The organism is Bradyrhizobium sp. USDA 4506 (assembly GCF_054058795.1).
Genome location: NZ_JBSSBM010000002.1, coordinates 3,861,987 through 3,880,431, shown reverse-complemented (window position 1 = coordinate 3,880,431; position 18,445 = coordinate 3,861,987). Strand labels below are relative to the sequence as shown.

The 18,445-nt window shown below is 64.3% G+C and carries 19 protein-coding genes; 12 read left to right on the top strand and 7 right to left on the bottom strand.

The window, feature by feature from the left end:
- Positions 1-42 precede the first annotated feature (42 nt).
- Positions 43-987: a LysR family transcriptional regulator gene (locus ACVIHF_RS20645; protein WP_253589906.1), complete on the top strand. Its 945-nt coding sequence runs from the start codon at positions 43-45 to the stop codon at positions 985-987.
- Between the two features lie 29 nt (positions 988-1,016).
- On the opposite strand, the gene ACVIHF_RS20640 is transcribed toward ACVIHF_RS20645, so the two are convergent.
- Positions 1,017-1,340: a DUF1476 domain-containing protein gene (locus ACVIHF_RS20640; RefSeq protein WP_057018385.1), complete on the bottom strand. Its 324-nt coding sequence runs from the start codon at positions 1,338-1,340 to the stop codon at positions 1,017-1,019.
- A 349-nt stretch (positions 1,341-1,689) separates the two neighbouring features.
- Between ACVIHF_RS20640 and purC the strand changes: the two genes are divergently transcribed.
- From purC to ACVIHF_RS20600, 8 genes are all read left to right on the top strand, one after another.
- Entirely contained in the window at positions 1,690-2,457 is a 768-nt protein-coding gene (gene purC, locus ACVIHF_RS20635) for a phosphoribosylaminoimidazolesuccinocarboxamide synthase (RefSeq protein WP_016843454.1), read from the top strand.
- 15 nt (positions 2,458-2,472) lie between these two features.
- Positions 2,473-2,715, top strand: coding sequence for a phosphoribosylformylglycinamidine synthase subunit PurS (purS, locus tag ACVIHF_RS20630; RefSeq protein ID WP_057018386.1), 243 nt, complete (start codon positions 2,473-2,475; stop codon positions 2,713-2,715).
- 11 nt (positions 2,716-2,726) lie between these two features.
- Positions 2,727-2,981: a hypothetical protein gene (locus ACVIHF_RS20625; protein ID WP_456792435.1), complete on the top strand. Its 255-nt coding sequence runs from the start codon at positions 2,727-2,729 to the stop codon at positions 2,979-2,981.
- A complete protein-coding gene (purQ, locus tag ACVIHF_RS20620; RefSeq protein ID WP_057018388.1) occupies positions 2,978-3,679 on the top strand; it encodes a phosphoribosylformylglycinamidine synthase subunit PurQ in 702 nt (233 codons plus the stop codon). The genes ACVIHF_RS20625 and purQ overlap by 4 nt, the downstream gene beginning before the upstream one ends.
- A gap of 63 nt (positions 3,680-3,742) precedes the next feature.
- Positions 3,743-4,705: a tripartite tricarboxylate transporter substrate-binding protein gene (locus tag ACVIHF_RS20615; protein WP_253609965.1), complete on the top strand. Its 963-nt coding sequence runs from the start codon at positions 3,743-3,745 to the stop codon at positions 4,703-4,705.
- Positions 4,706-4,835: 130 nt separating this feature from the next.
- Positions 4,836-6,005 carry an ABC transporter substrate-binding protein gene (locus tag ACVIHF_RS20610; RefSeq protein WP_456780263.1) on the top strand — a complete coding sequence of 390 codons (1,170 nt, stop codon included), beginning with the start codon at positions 4,836-4,838 and terminating at the stop codon, positions 6,003-6,005.
- Between the two features lie 30 nt (positions 6,006-6,035).
- Entirely contained in the window at positions 6,036-6,440 is a 405-nt protein-coding gene (locus ACVIHF_RS20605; RefSeq protein WP_253607939.1) for a periplasmic substrate-binding domain-containing protein, read from the top strand.
- 430 nt (positions 6,441-6,870) lie between these two features.
- Positions 6,871-7,284, top strand: coding sequence for an invasion associated locus B family protein (locus ACVIHF_RS20600; protein ID WP_456792434.1), 414 nt, complete (start codon positions 6,871-6,873; stop codon positions 7,282-7,284).
- 42 nt (positions 7,285-7,326) lie between these two features.
- Here the strand turns inward: ACVIHF_RS20600 and ACVIHF_RS20595 are convergent, their stop codons facing one another.
- Positions 7,327-8,304: a DMT family transporter gene (locus ACVIHF_RS20595; RefSeq protein WP_253607941.1), complete on the bottom strand. Its 978-nt coding sequence runs from the start codon at positions 8,302-8,304 to the stop codon at positions 7,327-7,329.
- 235 nt (positions 8,305-8,539) lie between these two features.
- Between ACVIHF_RS20595 and pstS the strand changes: the two genes are divergently transcribed.
- A complete protein-coding gene (pstS, locus tag ACVIHF_RS20590) occupies positions 8,540-9,601 on the top strand; it encodes a phosphate ABC transporter substrate-binding protein PstS (RefSeq protein WP_456792433.1) in 1,062 nt (353 codons plus the stop codon).
- Positions 9,602-9,615: 14 nt separating this feature from the next.
- Here pstS and ACVIHF_RS20585 read toward each other — a convergent pair whose 3' ends face one another.
- From ACVIHF_RS20585 to ACVIHF_RS20575, 3 genes are all read right to left on the bottom strand, one after another.
- Entirely contained in the window at positions 9,616-10,626 is a 1,011-nt protein-coding gene (locus ACVIHF_RS20585; RefSeq protein ID WP_456780265.1) for a methyltransferase, read from the bottom strand.
- Between the two features lie 248 nt (positions 10,627-10,874).
- Positions 10,875-13,109, bottom strand: a complete 2,235-nt coding sequence (locus ACVIHF_RS20580; RefSeq protein WP_456780266.1) for an alkaline phosphatase family protein — start codon at positions 13,107-13,109, stop codon at positions 10,875-10,877.
- 250 nt (positions 13,110-13,359) lie between these two features.
- Positions 13,360-13,839 (bottom strand): PaaI family thioesterase, encoded by a 480-nt coding sequence (locus ACVIHF_RS20575; protein WP_092088532.1) that lies wholly within the window; start codon positions 13,837-13,839, stop codon positions 13,360-13,362.
- Between the two features lie 173 nt (positions 13,840-14,012).
- Between ACVIHF_RS20575 and purL the strand changes: the two genes are divergently transcribed.
- Positions 14,013-16,244 (top strand): phosphoribosylformylglycinamidine synthase subunit PurL, encoded by a 2,232-nt coding sequence (gene purL / locus ACVIHF_RS20570; protein ID WP_456780267.1) that lies wholly within the window; start codon positions 14,013-14,015, stop codon positions 16,242-16,244.
- 97 nt (positions 16,245-16,341) lie between these two features.
- Here purL and ACVIHF_RS20565 read toward each other — a convergent pair whose 3' ends face one another.
- The gene (locus ACVIHF_RS20565; protein ID WP_016843463.1) at positions 16,342-16,602 is read right to left on the bottom strand and encodes a GlsB/YeaQ/YmgE family stress response membrane protein; all 261 of its coding nucleotides are present in this window, start codon (positions 16,600-16,602) and stop codon (positions 16,342-16,344) included.
- A 107-nt stretch (positions 16,603-16,709) separates the two neighbouring features.
- On the bottom strand, positions 16,710-17,186 hold the full coding sequence (gene soxR / locus ACVIHF_RS20560; RefSeq protein ID WP_057018397.1) for a redox-sensitive transcriptional activator SoxR: 477 nt from the start codon (positions 17,184-17,186) through the stop codon (positions 16,710-16,712).
- Positions 17,187-17,317: 131 nt separating this feature from the next.
- On the opposite strand from soxR, the gene ACVIHF_RS20555 reads away from it, so the two are divergent.
- Positions 17,318-18,433, top strand: a complete 1,116-nt coding sequence (locus ACVIHF_RS20555) for an efflux RND transporter periplasmic adaptor subunit (protein ID WP_456780268.1) — start codon at positions 17,318-17,320, stop codon at positions 18,431-18,433.
- Positions 18,434-18,445 lie beyond the last annotated feature (12 nt).

The window sequence follows — 18,445 nt, the reverse complement described above, 5'->3', positions numbered from 1 at the left end:
GTTATTTCTCTCGATATCATCAGCTTTTTGCATGGGAGAGCGATGGACAGCGACGCGCTCAACACGTTCCTGGTGGTGCATCGGCGCGGCGGGATCTCGCATGCCGCCAAGGCGCTGCACCGCTCGCAGCCGGCGATTTCGCGGCGCATAGCGCTGCTCGAGCAGGAGCTCGGGGTGCCCCTGTTCGAGCGGATCGCGGGCAAGACGCGGCTGAGCGATGCCGGGCGGGTGATGGTGCCCTATGCCGAACGGGCGGTGGCGGCGGCGCAGGATGCCGAGAACGCGGTGCGCGCGCTGCTGCGCGACAATTCCGGCCCGGTGGCGCTGGCGGTGACCGGTACCCTCGCCGGCGAGCGGCTCTCGAACGTATTGAAGCGCTTTGCCCGCCGGCACCCGGACGTTGCGCTGACGCTGCGCACCGCGACCAGCGCCGAGGTCAGCGACCTGATCCGGCGCGGCGAGGCGACGATCGGGTTGCGTTACGACCGCGACCGCTCGCGCGACCTCGATTGCGAGGTGCTGTTTGCCGAGCCGCTCGGGGTGGTCTGCGCGCCGGACCATCCGCTGGCGGGACGCCGGGTCGGCAAGCTTGCCGATCTCAGGGATGAGCGCTGGATCGCCTTCCCGGAGGTGCCGGGACGCCGCGAAATCACCGCCTCGCACGTCTTCGCCCTGTTCCTGACGCACGGGCTCGGCGAGGTCGCCTGGACGCCGGTCGACAGCCTGACGGCGCAGAAGCGGCTGGTCGAGGCCGGGCTCGGGATCGCGCTGCTGTCACAAAGCAATGCGGCGGAGGAATTGGGTAGCTCGAGGATCGCGACGATCCGCGTCGGCGATCTCGCCGCAAGTCACGAGGTCGTCGCCGTGACGCGGCATGGCGGCTTCCTTAGCGCCGCCTCACGCCGTCTGTTCGACATCCTCCGTGCCGACTTCACCAAGGCGAGGGGCACAAATACGTCGCGCCGGAACGGTGTCCGGCGCGCGTAAAAGTCGACTTGGTAGGGTGTACCGGGAACTCAGCTTCCCGCCTTGACCTGGGCCGCGGCCACCGCCAGCAGCTCGTCCATCTTGGCGCGGATATCGCGCTCGGTGACGGCCTGGTCCTTGGCGGAGAGGTCCTTCAGAACCTTGTGCAGCACGTCGTTGTCGCCGGCTTCCTCGAAGTCGGCGGCGACCACTTCCTTGGCATAGGCGCTGGCGGCATCGCCCGTGATGCCGAGCTTCTCGGCGGCCCACAGGCCAAGCAGCTTGTTCCGGCGGGCTTCAGCCTTGAACTTCTGCTCCTCGTCGAGGGCGAACTTCTTCTCGAAACCTTCCTCGCGTTTGTTGAATTCGCTCATGGCTGAAGTTCCAATTCCCTTGCTGAATGAGGGCCGCCGCGCGTTGCGGCAACCCCGATGCCTGCCTAGATAGGTGGGAGGAATCGGCAAGACAACGAGCCGTTAAGCCGCAGGCAAAACTGGCGGAATCGGCCCTTTATGATAGGGCGGTATAAGTGCCCTCAAGGGGGCACTATCGATTGTGCTGGATGGGCCAATCGGATAGGTTGCCAACAGGCATGGTTCTTGTTCTGTTTCCAGTTGGATTGCCCAGGTTCCAGGCCTCCGCGGCAGCTCCGTCGTGGGTCGTAACCCCAAGTCATCCGGAGCACCCAAATCCATGGATTTCAACAAAACACGGTACATCCCAATGAGCCGTCGACGCCGTATTTATGAAGGCAAGGCCAAGGTGCTTTACGAAGGCCCCGAGCCGGGAACCCTGATCCAGCACTTCAAGGACGACGCGACCGCGTTCAACGCCAAGAAACACCAGGTGATCGAGGGCAAGGGCGTCCTCAACAACCGGATTTCGGAGTACCTGTTTCAGCACCTCAACGACATCGGGGTGCCGACCCACTTCATCCGCCGCCTCAACATGCGCGAGCAGCTGATTCGCGAGGTCGAGATCGTGCCGCTCGAGGTGGTGGTGCGGAACGTCGCCGCCGGCTCGCTGTCGCAGCGGCTCGGGATCGAGGAGGGCACCCAGCTGCCGCGCTCGATCATCGAGTTCTATTACAAGAACGACCAGCTCAACGACCCCATGGTGTCGGAAGAGCACATCACCGCCTTCGGCTGGGCGACGCCCCAGGAGATCGACGACATCATGGCGCTGGCCATCCGCGTCAACGACTTCCTGACCGGCCTCTTCCTCGGCATCGGCATCCGCCTCGTCGACTTCAAGATGGAGTGCGGACGGCTGTTCGAGAACGAGATGATGCGGATCATCGTCGCCGACGAGATCTCGCCGGACTCCTGCCGGCTGTGGGACATCAAGTCGAACGAGAAGCTCGACAAGGACCGTTTCCGCAGGGATCTGGGTGGCCTGCTCGAGGCCTACACCGAGGTCGCCAAGCGGCTCGGCATTCTGATTGAAAACGAGCGGCCGGCCGGTAGCGGCCCGGTGCTGGTGAAGAGCTAAGGTGAAGGGACGACCGTGAAGGCACGTGTGACTGTGACATTGAAGTCGGGCATCCTCGATCCGCAGGGCAAGGCGATCGAGGGTGCGCTGAAATCGCTCGGCGTCGACGGCGTCGCCAGCGTTCGCCAGGGCAAGGTGTTCGACATCGAGCTCGCCGCGACCGACAAGGCCAAGGCGGAAGCGGCGCTGAAGGCCGCCGCCGACAAGTTGTTGGCGAATACCGTGATCGAGAATTATGCCATCGAACTGAAGGCGTAAGGGGCGAGCAAATGGCCGACGTGACGATGGAGCTGATGTTCGAAGTGATGAAATCGGTCCAGGCGCGTTTGGCTCAGGTCGACGGCAAGATCGATGAGTTGAAGCAGGAAATGCAGGCATCGCGAACGTCTCAGAATGGTATCCGCCAGGAAATTACCGGCGTGTTCCAGGAGATTTCCGGTATTCACGCGACGCTGGTTCGCCACGAAGGGCGTCTTGACCGCATAGAGACACGTCTCGAATTGAACGTAGTACCAACTCCATGAAATCAGCCGTCCTCGTCTTCCCCGGCATCAACCGCGAGCGCGACATGGCGCGCGCGCTCAAGCTCGCATCCGGCAATGAGACCGCGATGGTCTGGCACGCCGAGACCGCGCTGCCCAAAGGCACGGACCTCGTGGTGGTGCCCGGCGGCTTCTCCTATGGCGATTACCTGCGCTGCGGCGCGATCGCAGCGCGCGCGCCGGTGATGGACGCGGTGCGCGACTTCGCCGCCAAGGGCGGGCTCGTGCTCGGCGTCTGCAATGGCTTCCAGATCCTCTGCGAGTCGGGGCTGCTACCGGGCGTGCTGATGCGCAATGCCGGGCTGAAGTTCATCTGCCGCGACGTGCATATGCGCGTCGAGCGTTCCGACACGCCGTTCACCCGCGGCTACAATGCCGGCCAGGTGATCCGCGTGCCGGTGGCTCACGGCGAAGGCAATTACGAGGCGGACGAAGAGACGCTGAAGCGGCTCGAAGGCGACGGGCGGGTGCTGTACCGCTACTGCTCGCCGGAGGGCGTGGTCGACGAGGCCTCCAATCTGAACGGCGCCGCGCATTCGATCGCCGGCATCGTCAATGAGCGCGGCAACGTGCTCGGCATGATGCCGCATCCCGAAAACCACGTCGAAGAGATCATGGGCTGCACCGACGGCCGCGGCCTGTTCGCAGGCCTGGTCCAGCAGTTCGAAAAGGCGGCGTAATCACCATAGCGTTTTCGAGCGAAGTGGGGACCGGTTCGCGTGAAGAAAACGCGTCAGAATAAAATGCTGCGGCGGTGGTGCGTTGCCGCGGCTGCGGCGCTTGTGCTTGCGACGTCGGCCTACGCCCAGGACTTCCCGAAGCGTCCGATCACGATGATCGTGCCGTTCACGGCCGGCGGCACCTCCGACGTGATCGCCCGCGCGGTCGCCGACCAGATGAGCGCTGCGCTCGGCCAGAGCATCATCATCGAGAATGTCGGCGGCGCCGGCGGCTCGACCGCGCTCGCCCGCGCCGCGCGCGCCGAGCCGGACGGCTACACCATCGCGATCGGCAATGCCGGCACCAACGCCGCGACCTACACGATCTATCCGAAGCTGCCGTTTATGCCTGACTCCTTCGCGCCGATCGCCGTGGTCGCCAAGACCTTCGGCATCGTCGCGCTGCGCAAGGATTTTCCGGCCAAGGACCTCAAGGAATTCATCGACTACGCCAGGAACAATCCGGGCAAGGTCAATCTCGGCCATGCCGGCGTGGGCTCCTCGAATTACCTGATCTGCAAGAGCTTTGTTCATGCCGCCGGCATCGACGTGCAGCTGGTCGGCTATCGCGGCGCAGCGCTTGCGCTGACGGACGCGATCGGCAGCCAGATCGACGGCGTCTGCGATGCCGCGGCCTCGGTGTCGCAGGCGATCGACGACAAGCTGGTGAAAGCGGTCGTCGTTGGCTCGACCGTGCGGCTGGCCTCGCTGCCGGAACTGCCGACCTCGGCCGAGGCCGGACTGCCCGAGTTCGAGGCGCAGGGCTGGAACGGCCTGTTCGCGCCGAAGGGCACACCGCCCGAGATCATCGCCAAGCTCAACGCCGCCGCGCGCACCGCGGTTGCGAGCGAGGCGGTGAAGAAGCGCTTCGCCGACCTGTCTACCGTCGCCCCCGACGCCAATGAGCTCGCGCCCGAGGCGCTGCAGCAGCTCGTGACCCGCGACGTCGCGAAATACCGCACGCTGCTGGCGGACGATAAGAAGTAGAGGGTCATCGTCGCTGCGTTGGCTCTGCCCTCGACGCGGTCGCCGAGGCGGCGAGCCTTGCGTCAGCCGCTCGCCAGACTGGCCTGAAATTTGCTGGTGATCTCCCGATCGATCAGGACGGGAGCGCATCATGCTCATTCGCAAGGCTCACTGCACGATTGCGTTCCTATGCGCGCTGCTGTGGTCGCATTGGGCGATGGCCGAGACCACGTTGCGCATCGCCATGACGGCGTCCGATATCCCGACGGCCACCGGGCTGCCGAATAACGGCTTCGAAGGCATGCGCTTTCTCGGTTATCCGATCTTTGAAGGTTTGGTGCTGTGGAATCTGAGCGGAACCGACCGCTTGGCGACTTTGCGTCCCGGACTCGCGGAGAAATGGGAACAGGACCCGGTCGACAACAAGACCTGGATTTTCCATCTGCGCCAGGACGTCAAATTCCACGATGGTACCGATTTCAATGCCGATGCCGTGATCTGGAATCTCGATCGCTACTTCAACAGCGAGAGCCCGCAATTTGAGCCGCCGAGTTCGGCGATGTCGCGGGCGCGGGTCCCGGTGATGGGCAGTTACCGGAAGATCGATGACGCAACGGTGGCGATCTCGACGACGAAGCCGGCATCCTATTTTCCCTATATGGCGGTCTATCTTCTGTTCACCTCGCCCGCCTCATTCGAAAAGGCCGGCCGCGACTGGGCCAAGGTCGCGACGTTGCCGGCTGCCGGCACCGGGCCGTTCCGCATCACCAGGATTGTGCCGCGGCAAGAGGCAGATCTGGCGCGTTGGGACAAGTATTGGGACACGAGCAAGACAGCAAAGGTCGACAATGTCGTGTTGCTGCCGATCCCCGAGGCCAATTCGCGGCTGGCCGCCTTGCGTGCCGGCCAGGTCGACTGGATCGAAGTGCCGCCGGCCGATGGCGTCGACTCGCTGAAATCCGCCGGCTTCACCATTACCACCGGCTCCTATCCGCATGTCTGGCCGTGGTTCTACAACATCGGCGCCGCCAACAGCCCGTTCAAGGACGTCAGGGTTCGCCAGGCCCTGAACTACTGCATCGATCGGGACGGGCTGGTGTCCCTGCTCAACGGGACCGCAGAGCCGTCGGTCGGCTGGCTCAAGGCCAGCGATCCCGATTTCGGCGCGCCGGTCAATCACTACAAGTTCGATCCGACCAAGGGCAAGGCGCTGCTTGCCGAGGCGGGTTACACGTCGGCGAAGCCATTGGCGTTCAAGGTGCTGATCTCGAATTCAGGCTCGGGGCAGATGCTGCCCCTGCCGATGAACGAATTCCTGTAGCAGAACCTGAAGGAAGCCTGCGGGGTCGATGTGGAATTCGACGTCATCGAGTGGCAGGTGCTTCTGACGGCGGCCCGGGCCACGCCCGACAGCCCAACTTTGCGCGGCGCCATGGCGCTCAATATCAGCTCGCCTTCGTCGGACGCCGGCGTGATGGCGCGCTATTTCCTGGCCGCCAATTTTTCACCGAACGGTTTCAATTTCGAGCAATGGAAGGACGACGAGTTCGAAGCCGCACTCAAGACGATTTCGGAAGCGACCGATCCGAAAGTGATCTCGGCGGCTTACCGCAAGGCGCATGAGCGCCTCGTCGACGATCCGCCCTGGCTCTATATTGTCCACGATCTGAACCCTCGCGCGATGAGTCCGAAGGTGAAGGGTTTTGTGTCGCCCCAATCGTGGTTCGTCGACCTCACGCTGGTCAGCGTGCAATAAGCCGGGATCCAGCATCGTCGCCCGCATGGCTGCGCCCGAGTGCGAGCGAAGCGGTGAAGAAGCGATTCGTCGACCTGTCGACGGTCGTACCCGACGCCAATGAACTCGCGCGCCGAGGTGCTGCAGCAACTCGTGACCCGCGACGTTGCGAAGGACGACAAGAAGTAGCATTTCTGCGGCGTGCAACGCCCTGATGCGGACACAGTCCGCGACGAGCCTGAGTTCAGGTCTGATCGGGGAAAGCGGCCATGCGCCGTGTGATCTTGCGTTGCTGCGCCGGCATGGCGCTTGCTTGGCTGGTTGCCGGCCCAGCAGCCGGCGAACAGGCTACGTTGACTTATCCCCCTGGACGAAGTTCTGCATAGCCGACACCTGCATTGTCGGGCGAGAGGGGCGATCGAAGATAGAGAACATAGACTGCGGGGCAGTCGTGGCAGCCGCGCTGATCGCGCGCACCGGAGATTCCAGGAAGACGTTGCGCGTTTTCTTGCCGACCCGGGTGATAGTCGAACGTGGTGTTCGGATCATTATCGATCAGGGACAAGCGATTGAGCGGCCCTACGCGGGCTGCTTTGCCTACGGTTGCACGGCTGACTACGACGCCGGACCGGAAATGGTCGACCAGCTCAAGCAAGCGCATGCGCTCACTCTGGAAGCCTTCGATAAGGCCAATTCGCCGATCAGCCTGACCGTGCCGCTCGCCGGATTCGCTGATGCCTACGATGGACCCGCACAAGAGACGAAGGTCATCGAGGAGGTGCTTTCGGCGGAGGAAAAGCAGGCGAGATCGGAGCGTGCGAAGCGCGCCGAAGAGGAGCGCAAAGCGCGCTGTGAAGCGAGATAGGCGACCGCAAATAGCGGGTCTGTCAGATTCGATGAGCAGCAGCTAAAGCCTGCGCAGCCACCGTTTGACTGCTTCGCCCGGCACCGTCATCGCGGCGACGCCGGCCATGACCAGCACGAGGCCGAGCGCGAGATTCGACGGCACGGATTCCCCGAGCAGGATCACCGACAGCGCGACGCCGATCGGAATGCGAAGATAACCTTGCGCATTCGTCGTCAGCGTGCCGAGCCGCGTCAGGCACATGTAGAACAGCATCAGGCCGAACGCGCTGGAGAAGATGCCCATCACGACGGTGGCGACCAGCGCCTGCGGCGTCGGGTGCAGGGTCCAGGGATGGTCGACGATCAGGGCGACCGGCAGCAGCACGGTGCCGCCGAACAACAGCGAGCCGGCCGCCACGACCATCGGATCATAGTCCGACAGCCGAAGCCCGAAGATCGTGGCGCAGGCGAACGAGACGGTGGCGAGCAGGATCGCGATCTCGGCGAAGATCTCCTTGCCGAAGCCTGAGAGTGCGTCGAGGCCGATGATCGCGACCGTGCCGGCGAGGCCGAGGATCGCGCCGACCAGCTTGAGCAGAGAGGCCGGCTCGTGTCGCGTGATCGCCCAGGTGATGAGGAAGGCGAAGATCGGCGTCGTCGAGGCCAGCACCACGGTGTTGGATGCCGGCACGTAAAGCTGCGCCCAGGTGATCACCAAAAACGGGATCGTGGAGTTGATGGTCTGCTGGAAGGCGAACAGCTTCCAGGCCTTGAGGTCGGTCGGGATGCGGATGCCGCGAATGCGCAGCACGATGAGCAGGAAGGCGGCGGCCACCAGCGAGCGCGCGGAAATGAAGGTCACCGGCGGGATCGAGCCGAGCCCGATCTTGGTCAATGGATAGGTAGAGCTCCAGCAGCAGGCGAGCGCCAGCAGCAGCGCATAGTCGCGCCAGCCGCGCGCGCCCGGCGCTGGCGTGGGCGAGGTGGGCACTTTCTCGGGAGCCGTCACGCCGCCCGTTTTCGCTGTGCTCTTCGGCACCTTGATTTGGCTCCCTTCGCGCATTGGCGCGCGAAGCAGCAATCTAGCGCGGCGGCGCGATGCAAGGCTAGGGTATTGAATTTACGCCGATATCCCGCTTGGAGGAATTGGCGGGCTGCGTCTGTGGGACTGAGGCTGGCGTCGTCCGGGTGCCAATCCGACGCCTCCGGCGTATGCTACCGTTTTGTGACTTGGCCCACACGGGCGTCTGGCTCGTCCTGCTAGGCTCAACAGCATGACGAAGCATTTCAAATTACCGATCATTTTCACTGCACTCGTCGTCGCAACGCAATGCTTTGCTGCGGAGACCAAGGGCGCGGGCTCAACCTTCGTGTCGCCTGTGATGGCGAAATGGATCGATGCCTACAAGGCCAAGACCGGCAACACGGTCAGCTATCAATCGGTGGGCTCGAGCATCGGCGTCGGCCTGATCAAGAAGGCCGCCGTCGATTTCGGGACGAGCGATATGCCGCTCGATCCGAAAGAGCCGGACAGGCTCGGCATGGTGCAATTCCCGATCGTGATCGGAGGCGTCGTGCCGGTGGTCAACATCGCGGGCGTCAAGCCCGGCCAGATCCAGTTCACCGGACAGCTGCTCGCCGACATCTATCTCGGCAAGGTCAAATCGTGGAACGATCCGGCCATCCAGGCGGTCAATCCCGATCTGAAGCTGCCGCGCACGGCGATCACCGTCGTGCATCGCCTCGATGGGTCGGGGACGACGTTCAATTGGTCGAACTATCTTGCGAAGGTCAGTGCGCAGTGGAAGGCAAGCGTCGGAGAGGGCTCGTCGGTCGAGTGGCCGGTAGGGCTCGGCGGCAAGGGTAATGATGGCGTCGCCTCGCTCGTCAGTTTGATTCCCGGGGCGATCGGCTATCTCGAATATGCCTACGCGCTGCAACGGCTTGACCGGATTTCCTTCGGTCTGGTGCAGAACAGTGCCGGCAATTTCGTCACTCCGGACGCCGCATCGTTCCAGGCTGCGGCGTCGAGTGCGGACTGGACGACGACGCAGGATTTTTACCAGGTCCTCACCAACGCTCCCGGCGAGGACGCATACCCGATCACGGCCACGACCTTCGTCCTGATGCACAAGCAGCCGAAATCGCCCGACGGGTCGGCTACCGCGATCGACTTCCTGCGCTGGTCATTGCAGAGCGGCAAGCCGCAGGCTCAATTGCTCAACTACGTTCCCCTGCCGGCCACGCTGGTCGAGCAGATCGAGCAGTATTGGCAGCATAATTTCGAGGCGCTTACGGCGTCGGCAGCGGCGTCCGGAAAGCGGACTGATCGGTAGACCACGCGGATACGCTACTTAAATCCGATCACCATCGAATCCGGGCCAACGAGCGGTTCGACCCGCGTTCGGGAAAATCCGACGTCGCGCATCCAAGCCTGACAGTCTTCGCCTGTGTAGTCAAACCCACCGGCGGTTTCGATCAGCATATTCAAGCTCATCAGAAGCCCGAAAGCGTTTTCGCGGCGATCGTCATCGATGATGGCGTCATAAACAATGATTGCGCCACCTTTCGGAAGCGCATCGAATGCCTTGCCGAGAAGCGCCCGTTTCTTGGCAAGGTCCCAATCATGAAGGATGTGACCCATGATGATGACGTCAACCTCCGGCAGCGGGTCCTCGAAGAAGTTTCCTCGCCGAAACCGCACCCGATCCTCCAGCCCGCGCTGAGCGATAAATTCCTCGAACACCGGCTTGACCGCGGGAAGGTCGAAGCCGATGCCGGTGAGGTGCGGATGGTCGTGTGCGAGCGTGGCAGGCACCATGCCCTGAGCCGAACCGAGATCCATGAAAGTCTTGTACTCGCTCCAAGGGAACTTGCCGGCAATAGCATGCGCCGCACCCGCGCTTATTGCGCTCATCGCGGTCAGAAATCCCCGCAACCGATCCGGATCGGCATACAACGCCGCAAATAAGTCTTCTCCTCCGCCCTTGCCCTCGTTCTGCAATTCGCCGCTGCGCAGGGCCTCCGTGAGCGATCCCCAAAAGCCATAGAGCCGGGCATTCGCCATCTCCAGAATGCCTCCGATGTAGGATGGCTTGGCGCGATCGAGATACAGGTCCGTGTCCGGGGTGTTGCTGTAGATGCCGTTCTCGCGCTCAAGCAATCTGAGCGCCACCAGCGAATCGAGGAAGTCGCGGGCCGATCGCTGATGCAACGCAAGCGTCCTTTGCAGCGTCGGCAGGTCAGCGGGGCCATCGGCCAACGTACTGAACACGCCCAGTTCGACGGCGCTCAAGAGCGTTTTGGACGCCCAAAAGCCCAGACCAATCTGCATAATATGTTCCGGTGTTGCCGCGCTCATGACTTGATCCCAATTGGTTGTCACTGCTGGTGCAGCCGGGTGAACATGTCGCCCCTGGTTCGGGCCTGGTGCGCCGGGAGGGTGGCAGGGGTTCACCACGGCGTCATTTCAAATAACGGCGAATAAATTTGATTTTGACACTTCCGTTCGGTGAACGCCAGTGGCGCAGGATTGGCGAGAACGAATCAGCGATGGACGCCGCTCCGGCGTCCATCGCGTGAGCTGTGCCTGAAATGCCGGACCATGCTCTAGCGCAGGACCTGGCCCAGCACCTCGCCGTCGACCTGCTGCGGTGCCGAACCGAGGATCCGCATGATGGTCGGCGCCACGTCGATATTGCGCATGTGCCGCACCACGGAGTCCTTGCGGATCTGCGGGCCCGCGGCGATGAACGTCGCGCTCATCACCGGAAGCTCGGGGTCGTGACCGTGGGCGCCATAGAAGTTCGGCATCGACAGCATGGTGGTTGCCGCGTTGAACGGCGCGTCGCCCTGGCGCGCGACGCCAGGGTTCTGGATGCCGTCGAAATTGTAGCCGGGCGCCATCAGCGCGAACACGTCGCCATAGTCCTGGCCGATGGTCTTGCTCATGCATTGTCCGGTTCCGGCGTCGCATTGCAGCGGCCGGGTCTCGACGACGGTGAAGATGCGCTGGTCCTTGAGTGAGTAGTTGAAGCGGGCATTGGGGTCGACCGCGTTCTTCACCGCGTCAGTGATCTGCGCCACCAGGGTGCGGTAGGTCGCCAGATCAACGGTGCCGCCGAGCTCGCGGTTCTGCAGGTTGATGTAGATGTCGGCGGCGGGGCCGGAGGTGCGGATCCCGACCTTGCTGGTGTCGATCCCGGCGTTGCGCAGGATGTTGGTGAGATTGACCGAGGTGTGGAACGGCGCGAAGCCGTGGTCCGACACCACGATCACGTTGCTGTCGCGGCCCGCCGCATCGGCGATCTGCTTCACCGCCTTGTCGGCCGTCTGGTAGGCGAAACGGATGTAGGACGCGTAGCGCTTGACCTTGGCAGCATCCTGGTTGGCGCCGATCGAATTCGGATCGGTCGGGTTGGTGCCCTGGCGGGGATCGGTCAGCAGGAACTGGTGCTCGGAGCCGTCGGGCTGCTCGATATAGACCATGACGAGGTCGGCGTCCGGATGGGTCTTGATCGCGCGCTCGCCGATATTGGCCTGGTAGCGCACGAAGGTCTTCACCATGTCCTCGAACATCGTCTCGATCTCGACGTCGGAGAAGCTGGTGAAGCCGGGGCTCAGGCGCTCCGGAATGCGGAAGTCGGCCTGCGGACGCCAGAACCCGATGTTGTTGTTGATGTCGTCGACGTCGGCGAGCACAGGCGTATTGCGCGGGATGTAATTGGCGCCGTAGCGGGCGAAGCGCACCACCGAGAGATCGGGAGACAGCGCAGAGACGAAGTACGCGGCACCAACCTTCGCCCCGCTGCCTTCAAAGAAGAACGGTGCGTTCTCGCCGCCGAACTTGACATAGGCCGGTCCGGTCGACGGCGCGTGGAACGGTCCTGCGGTGATGCCGCGGTTGGCGTCGAAGAACACCAGCGTGTCGTAGTTCACCTTGCGATCGTTGGTGGTGTCGATCGCGGCGACGCGGATCGAATATTTGACATCGAGCGTCGAGGCATTGGTGCAGGTCGCGGTTGCCGCGGCCGAGCAGGAGAACGTCTCGATCGGTGCCGAGGTCACCAGCACCGGGCTGAACGAGAAATGGCCGGCAGCCTGCAGCGCCGTCACGATGCTCGGGTCGGCCGTGAAGTCGCCTCGCGACAGCGAGAAGCCCTGGGCCCCGATGCCGCCGAACGCGCCGAACGGGACCGTGAAGTCGGTGATGCGGGTCGGCTGGGCCGGCTGCACCACGGTCTTGTTGATGGAGATGTCGGCGCCGTCGCCGCCGGGCCAGGTCGCCGTGACAACCTTCTTGCCCTGTTGGCGCAGCTGCACCCACAACGGCACCGCGGTCGGGTGCGGCGACGGCCCGAGCGGATTCTCGCTGTAGCCGCCGATCGGCGCCGCAAAGCCGCTGATGCTGCCGGAGATCGGCCCGACGATCGGCTCGAACGTGTTCGAGGGGATGTCGTTGTGGACCGCCGTCGAACCGGTCGCGATGGCAATATGCGACACCGCGGTGAGCGACGGTGACGCCGTCACGTTCTGCAACGCCACTGCGCCGCGTCGGCTGAGCCGGGCGAGGCCGCCGTCGCGCGGCAGTACGCCTTCCTCGATGAATTTCTGGATGAAATCGGGCTTGGCACCGTCAAGCGAGATCATCACCACGCGCGGCTCGCGGCCGTGATGACCGCCGTCATGATCCTGGTCTTGATCCTGATCATGACCGCGAGCATCGCCAACGCCGCGATCACCATTATCGCCGTCTTGACCGGCGCGCACCGGAGTTGCAGTCCACACCAGCGATGCGACAAGCGACATCGCCGTCGTAACGGAAACGAACGTCTTCAATTTCATGAGAATGCCCCAACTTCGCTGCGCGAACGCACAAACGGAAACCGTTCAGCAATCTTCGGGGGCTTGCCTGACGCGCATGTGACGCGCGCGCGACGACGCAACGACAGTGCGTCGATGCGTCACAACCGCAGTTCGTATTGCCTCACGCGAAGAACGCGCGTGAACACAACGCGCTAGAGCTGTGCTGTCGATTCAATCCGTGGCGATGTAACGGCTGGATGACGGCGTGCGTCCACAGACGTCACACGCTTTACGCCGTTGCCTGCGCCGGCGTCCTGCGCTTCACCCGCTTGATGGTGCCGGAGAAGGTGAACAGCGGCCGCTCCGCCGATGTCAGCATGCCCCGCACGAAGATCAGCGACATGCCGGCGCGGGTGACCTCGCCGGTGCACTCGATCAGGTCGCCCTCGCGGGCGGCGTCGAGGAATTCCGAGGCGAACGACACCGTGACGCCGGGGCCCTGCAGCACCGAGCCGGCGAGCGCGAACAGGCAGTAATCCGCGAAGGTCATGAAGCAGCCGCCGTGGACGTTGCCGGAGCCGTTGAGATGCTTCTTGCCGACCCGGAACGCGCAGGTGATGCGGCCGTTCTCGTCCATGCGGTGGTAAAACGGGCCGGTATGGGTCTCGAAATTGTCCCGGGTCCAGGTTCGCCAGCCGGCGAATTCGCCCTCGGTTTCGACGTGCAGGTCGGGGCGGCGGTTGAATGCAGTTTTGGCGAGCTCGTTCACGAAATATGGCCTTCAATTATCGGGTTCGGGTCCTTAAATCCGATCCATCCCCATTGTGCAAATCCCGGGAGCAGATCCCGGGCCGCGGTCAGCTGCCGCAAAGCTCTGGACAGGCCGGAAATGGGCCCTAAAAGGCCTTTTCGCCCCCGTTCTATCTACCTATTAAGGGTCCCATGAACGCGCCCAAGAACGACCCCAAGAACGAGCCCCAAATCACCCCCGAACTCGTCGCCGCCCACGGGCTGAAGCCGGACGAGTACGAGCGCATCCTGAAGCTGATCGGGCGGGTTCCGACCTTCACAGAACTCGGCATCTTCTCGGCGATGTGGAACGAGCATTGCTCGTACAAGTCGTCGCGCATCCATCTGCGCGGGCTGCCGACCAAGGCCCCCTGGGTGATCCAGGGCCCCGGCGAGAATGCCGGCGTGATCGACATCGGCGACGGGCAGGCCGTGGTCTTCAAGATGGAGAGCCACAATCACCCGAGCTACATCGAGCCCTACCAGGGCGCGACCACCGGCGTCGGTGGCATCCTGCGCGACGTCTTCACCATGGGCGCGCGGCCGATCGCCTGCCTGAACGCGCTGAGCTTCGGTGCGCCCGAGCATCCCAAGACCCGGCATCTGGTGTCCGGCGTGGTCGCGGGCGTCGGCGGCTATGGCAATTCCTTCGGCGTGCCGACGGTCGGCGGCCAGGTGCGTTTCCACACCCGCTATGACGGCAACATCCTGGTCAACGCCATGGCGGTCGGCCTCGCCGACGCCGACAAGATCTTCTACGCGGCGGCCTCCGGCGTGAACATGCCGATCGTCTATCTCGGCTCCAAGACCGGCCGCGACGGCATCCACGGCGCCTCGATGGCCTCGGCCGAATTCGACGACGCCTCCGAGGAGAAGCGCCCGACCGTGCAGGTCGGCGATCCCTTCGCCGAGAAGCTCTTGCTGGAAGCCTGCCTCGAGATCATGGAAAAGGGTTGCGTGATCGCGATCCAGGACATGGGCGCGGCGGGCCTGACCTGCTCGGCGGTCGAGATGGGCGCCAAGGGCGATCTCGGCGTCGAGCTCGACCTCAGCGCGGTGCCGACCCGCGAGACCGGCATGAGCGCCTACGAGATGATGCTCTCGGAGAGCCAGGAGCGCATGCTCATGGTGCTGAAGCCTGAGAAGGAAAAAGAGGCCGAGGCGATCTTCCGCAAATGGGGGCTCGATTTCGCCATCGTCGGCTACACGACGCCGACCAAGCGCTTCGTCGTCAAGCATGCTGGCGACGTGATGGCCGATCTGCCGATCAAGGAGCTCGGTGACGAGGCGCCGGTCTACGACCGTCCGCACGTCGCCTCGAATGCGCTGCCGGTGATCCGCGGGCAGGACGTCAAGCCGCCGCTCGGCATCGCGGAGGCGCTGGAAAAGCTGATCGGCACGCCCGAGCTGTGCTCGAAGCGCTGGGTGTGGGAGCAGTACGACCACGTCATCCTCGGCAATACCATGCAGCGCCCCGGCGGCGATGCCGCGGTGGTTCGCGTCGAGGACGGACCGAAGGGCCTTGCGCTCACCGTCGACGTCACGCCGCGCTATTGCGAGGCCGATCCGTTCGAGGGCGGCAAGCAGGCGGTCGCGGAAGCCTGGCGCAACATCACTGCGGTCGGCGGCCGGCCGCTCGCGATCACCGACAATCTCAACTTCGGCAATCCGGAGCGGCCCGAGATCATGGGCCAGTTCGTCGGCTGCCTGAAGGGCATTTCGGAGGCCTGCCGCGCGCTGGACTTCCCGGTCGTGTCCGGCAACGTCTCGCTCTACAACGAGACCAACGGCCGCGGCATCCTGCCGACGCCCTCGATCGGCGGCGTCGGCCTGCTCGACGACTTCACCAAGTCCGCGACCCTGGCGTTCAAGGCGGCCGGCGAGGCGATCCTTCTGGTTGGCGACACGCAGGGCTGGCTCGGCCAGTCGGTCTATCTGCGCGACGTCTGCGGCCGCGAGGAGGGCGCTCCGCCGCCGGTCGATCTCGCCGCCGAGAAGCGCAATGGCGACGTGGTGCGCGGCATGATCCATGCCGGCACCGCGACCGCGGTGCACGACGTCTCCGACGGCGGTCTTTTGATCGCGCTCGCCGAGATGGCGATCGCCAGCGGCATCGGCGCGCAGCTCATGGCGGCGCCATCCTCGATCGTGCCGCATGCCTACTGGTACGGCGAGGATCAGGCCCGCTACATCGTCACCGTGCCGGCCGCCGACGCAGGCCTCGTGCTGGCCAAGATGAAGGGCGCCGGCGTGCCCTGCGCGCGCATCGGCACCACCGGCGGCGACGCGATTGCGGTGGCTGGGGAGTCGCCGGTTGCGGTCGAAAGCCTGTCGCGCGCCTTCGAGCACTGGCTGCCGAACTACATGCACGGCACTGCCGCCTGATCCGGCTGGATCAGGCGCCGCGAGCAACGATTCAATGGCGCGATGAACCCATCATCGCGCCATTTCTATTCCGAACGTGATCCCTTCGGATCATGCCTTATGTCGCGCCGCGGACCGCGCGCCAGGCAAAGATGATGATGCAGGCGCCGATGAAGCCGGCGACGAGATAGCTGAGCCAGCCTCCGCCGAGCGATACGCCGAGCAGACCCAACAGCCAGTTCGCCAGCGCGGCGCCGACAATGCCGAGGATGATATTCATGAAGATGCCGGTTCCGGATTTCATGAACATCTCGGCGAGCCAGCCCGCCAGTCCGCCGACGATGATGGCGGCGATCCATCCAACTTGAGGGTCGTTCATCTCAGGACTCCCTAGGGTCAAGCAGTCCGGCCAGCATACCTGAGAATCACCTGGCGGGATGTGACCAAAGGCAGGTTGTGCGCAACTTGTCGGCCGCGAAAATGCCGTCAGCCCCGCCGCTTGCGCCGTGCCCGGCGTTCGGCTGCGGTGATCAGGATGCGCGGGCCCGGCCCCTGGGCGCCGAGCTTGTCGTCGCAGTTGCGCAGCGGGCAATCGGTCACCGACAGGCAGCCGCAGCCGATGCAGTTGAACAGCTTGTCGCGGAGGTCGGTGAGATCGTTGATGCGCTGCTCCAGCGTCTCGGTCCAGGCCCGCATCGCGCGCTCCCATTCGCGCACGGTCGGCGCGCGATCGAGCGGGATCGCGGCGAAGGTCTGCCTGATCTCTTCCAGCGGGATCCCGGCGCGCTGCGCGATCCTGATCACCGCGATCCGCCGCAGCACCCCGCGCATGTAGCGGCGCTGGTTGCCGCCGGTGCGGCGGCTCGCGATCAGTCCCTTGCTCTCGTAGAAGTGAAGGGTGGAGACGGCAAGTCCGCTGCGCCGCGCCACCTCGCCGACTGAAAGCTCCTGCGCAAGCGTCATTGCAAATCCTGGATTAGAAGTCCTGCAAGCTCCCAGCCTTGACCTCAACCATACTTGAGGTTCTATATCAGTTGCGGGCTTGCAGGGGCAAGCTTCCGGCCGACACGCCGGGGTTCGTTCTTGGAAGCAATATGCCGTCCGCATCATTTTCGTCGCGCCGCTGGCTCGGGCTTCGTGCCAGGCCGTTCGGCATCACCGTTCTGTTGCTCGCCTGTGCCGCGGCCGGCTTGTTTGCCTGGCGCGCAGGCGGATCCAGCGCCTCGGCCAAGCCCACCGCCGAAGCCCCGCCGACGCCGGTCGCGGCGATGGTGGTGCGGACCGAAACCTTGCCGCGCTCGATCGAGGCGATCGGTTCGCTGCAGGCGGTGCGTCAGGTGATTCTGGCGCCCGAGGTTGCCGGCCGCGTCACCGCGATCAATTTCGATGCCGGCATCGATGTCGCCGAGGGCGCGCCGCTGGTGCAGCTCTATGACGCGCCGCTGCGCTCCGCGCGTGCGGTTGCGGTCTCCAAGGGACGTTTCGCGCAATTGCAGGAGAAGCGTTCGCAGGGCCTCGCTCCGTCCGGCTTCGTGACCCAGGAGACGCTGCAGCAGCGGCAGGAGGATCTGAAGCAGGCCGACGCCTCGCTCGATCAGCTCGATGCCCAGATCGCGCAGATGACGATCCGCGCGCCGTTCGCGGGCCAGGTCGGTCTGCGCAAGGTCAATCTCGGCCAATACGTCAATGCCGGCGATGCGCTCGCGACGCTGACCGCGCTCGACCAGCTCTATGCCAATTTCACCGTTCCGCAGCAGCGCCTGTCAAATCTGAAGGTCGGAGGCGCGGTGACGATCCGTACCGATGCTTTCCCCGATCGGGTGTTCGAGGCCAAGATCAACGCCATCGAACCGCAGGTCGCCGAGGACACCCGCAATGTCCTCGTGCAAGCCCTGTTTCCTAATCCCGACCGGCTGCTGCGGCCGGGCCTCTTCGTGATGGTGAACGTCGTGCTGCCGCCGCAGGCCGACGCCATCGTGGTGCCGGTCACCGCGATCCAGACCAGCGCATCCGGCGAGAGCGTGCTTGTGGTGCGCGACAACAAGGCGGTCGGCGTCGCCGTGAAGACCGGGCAACGGATCGGCGAGCGTGTCGTGGTGGAGCAGGGGCTTGCGCCCGGCGATCACATCGTCACCGCGGGCCAGCTCCGCGTCATGCCCGGCGCGGCCGTCCAGACGACCATGGCGGAGACGCCGGAGAAGGGGCGCTGACCCGCGAGCGGT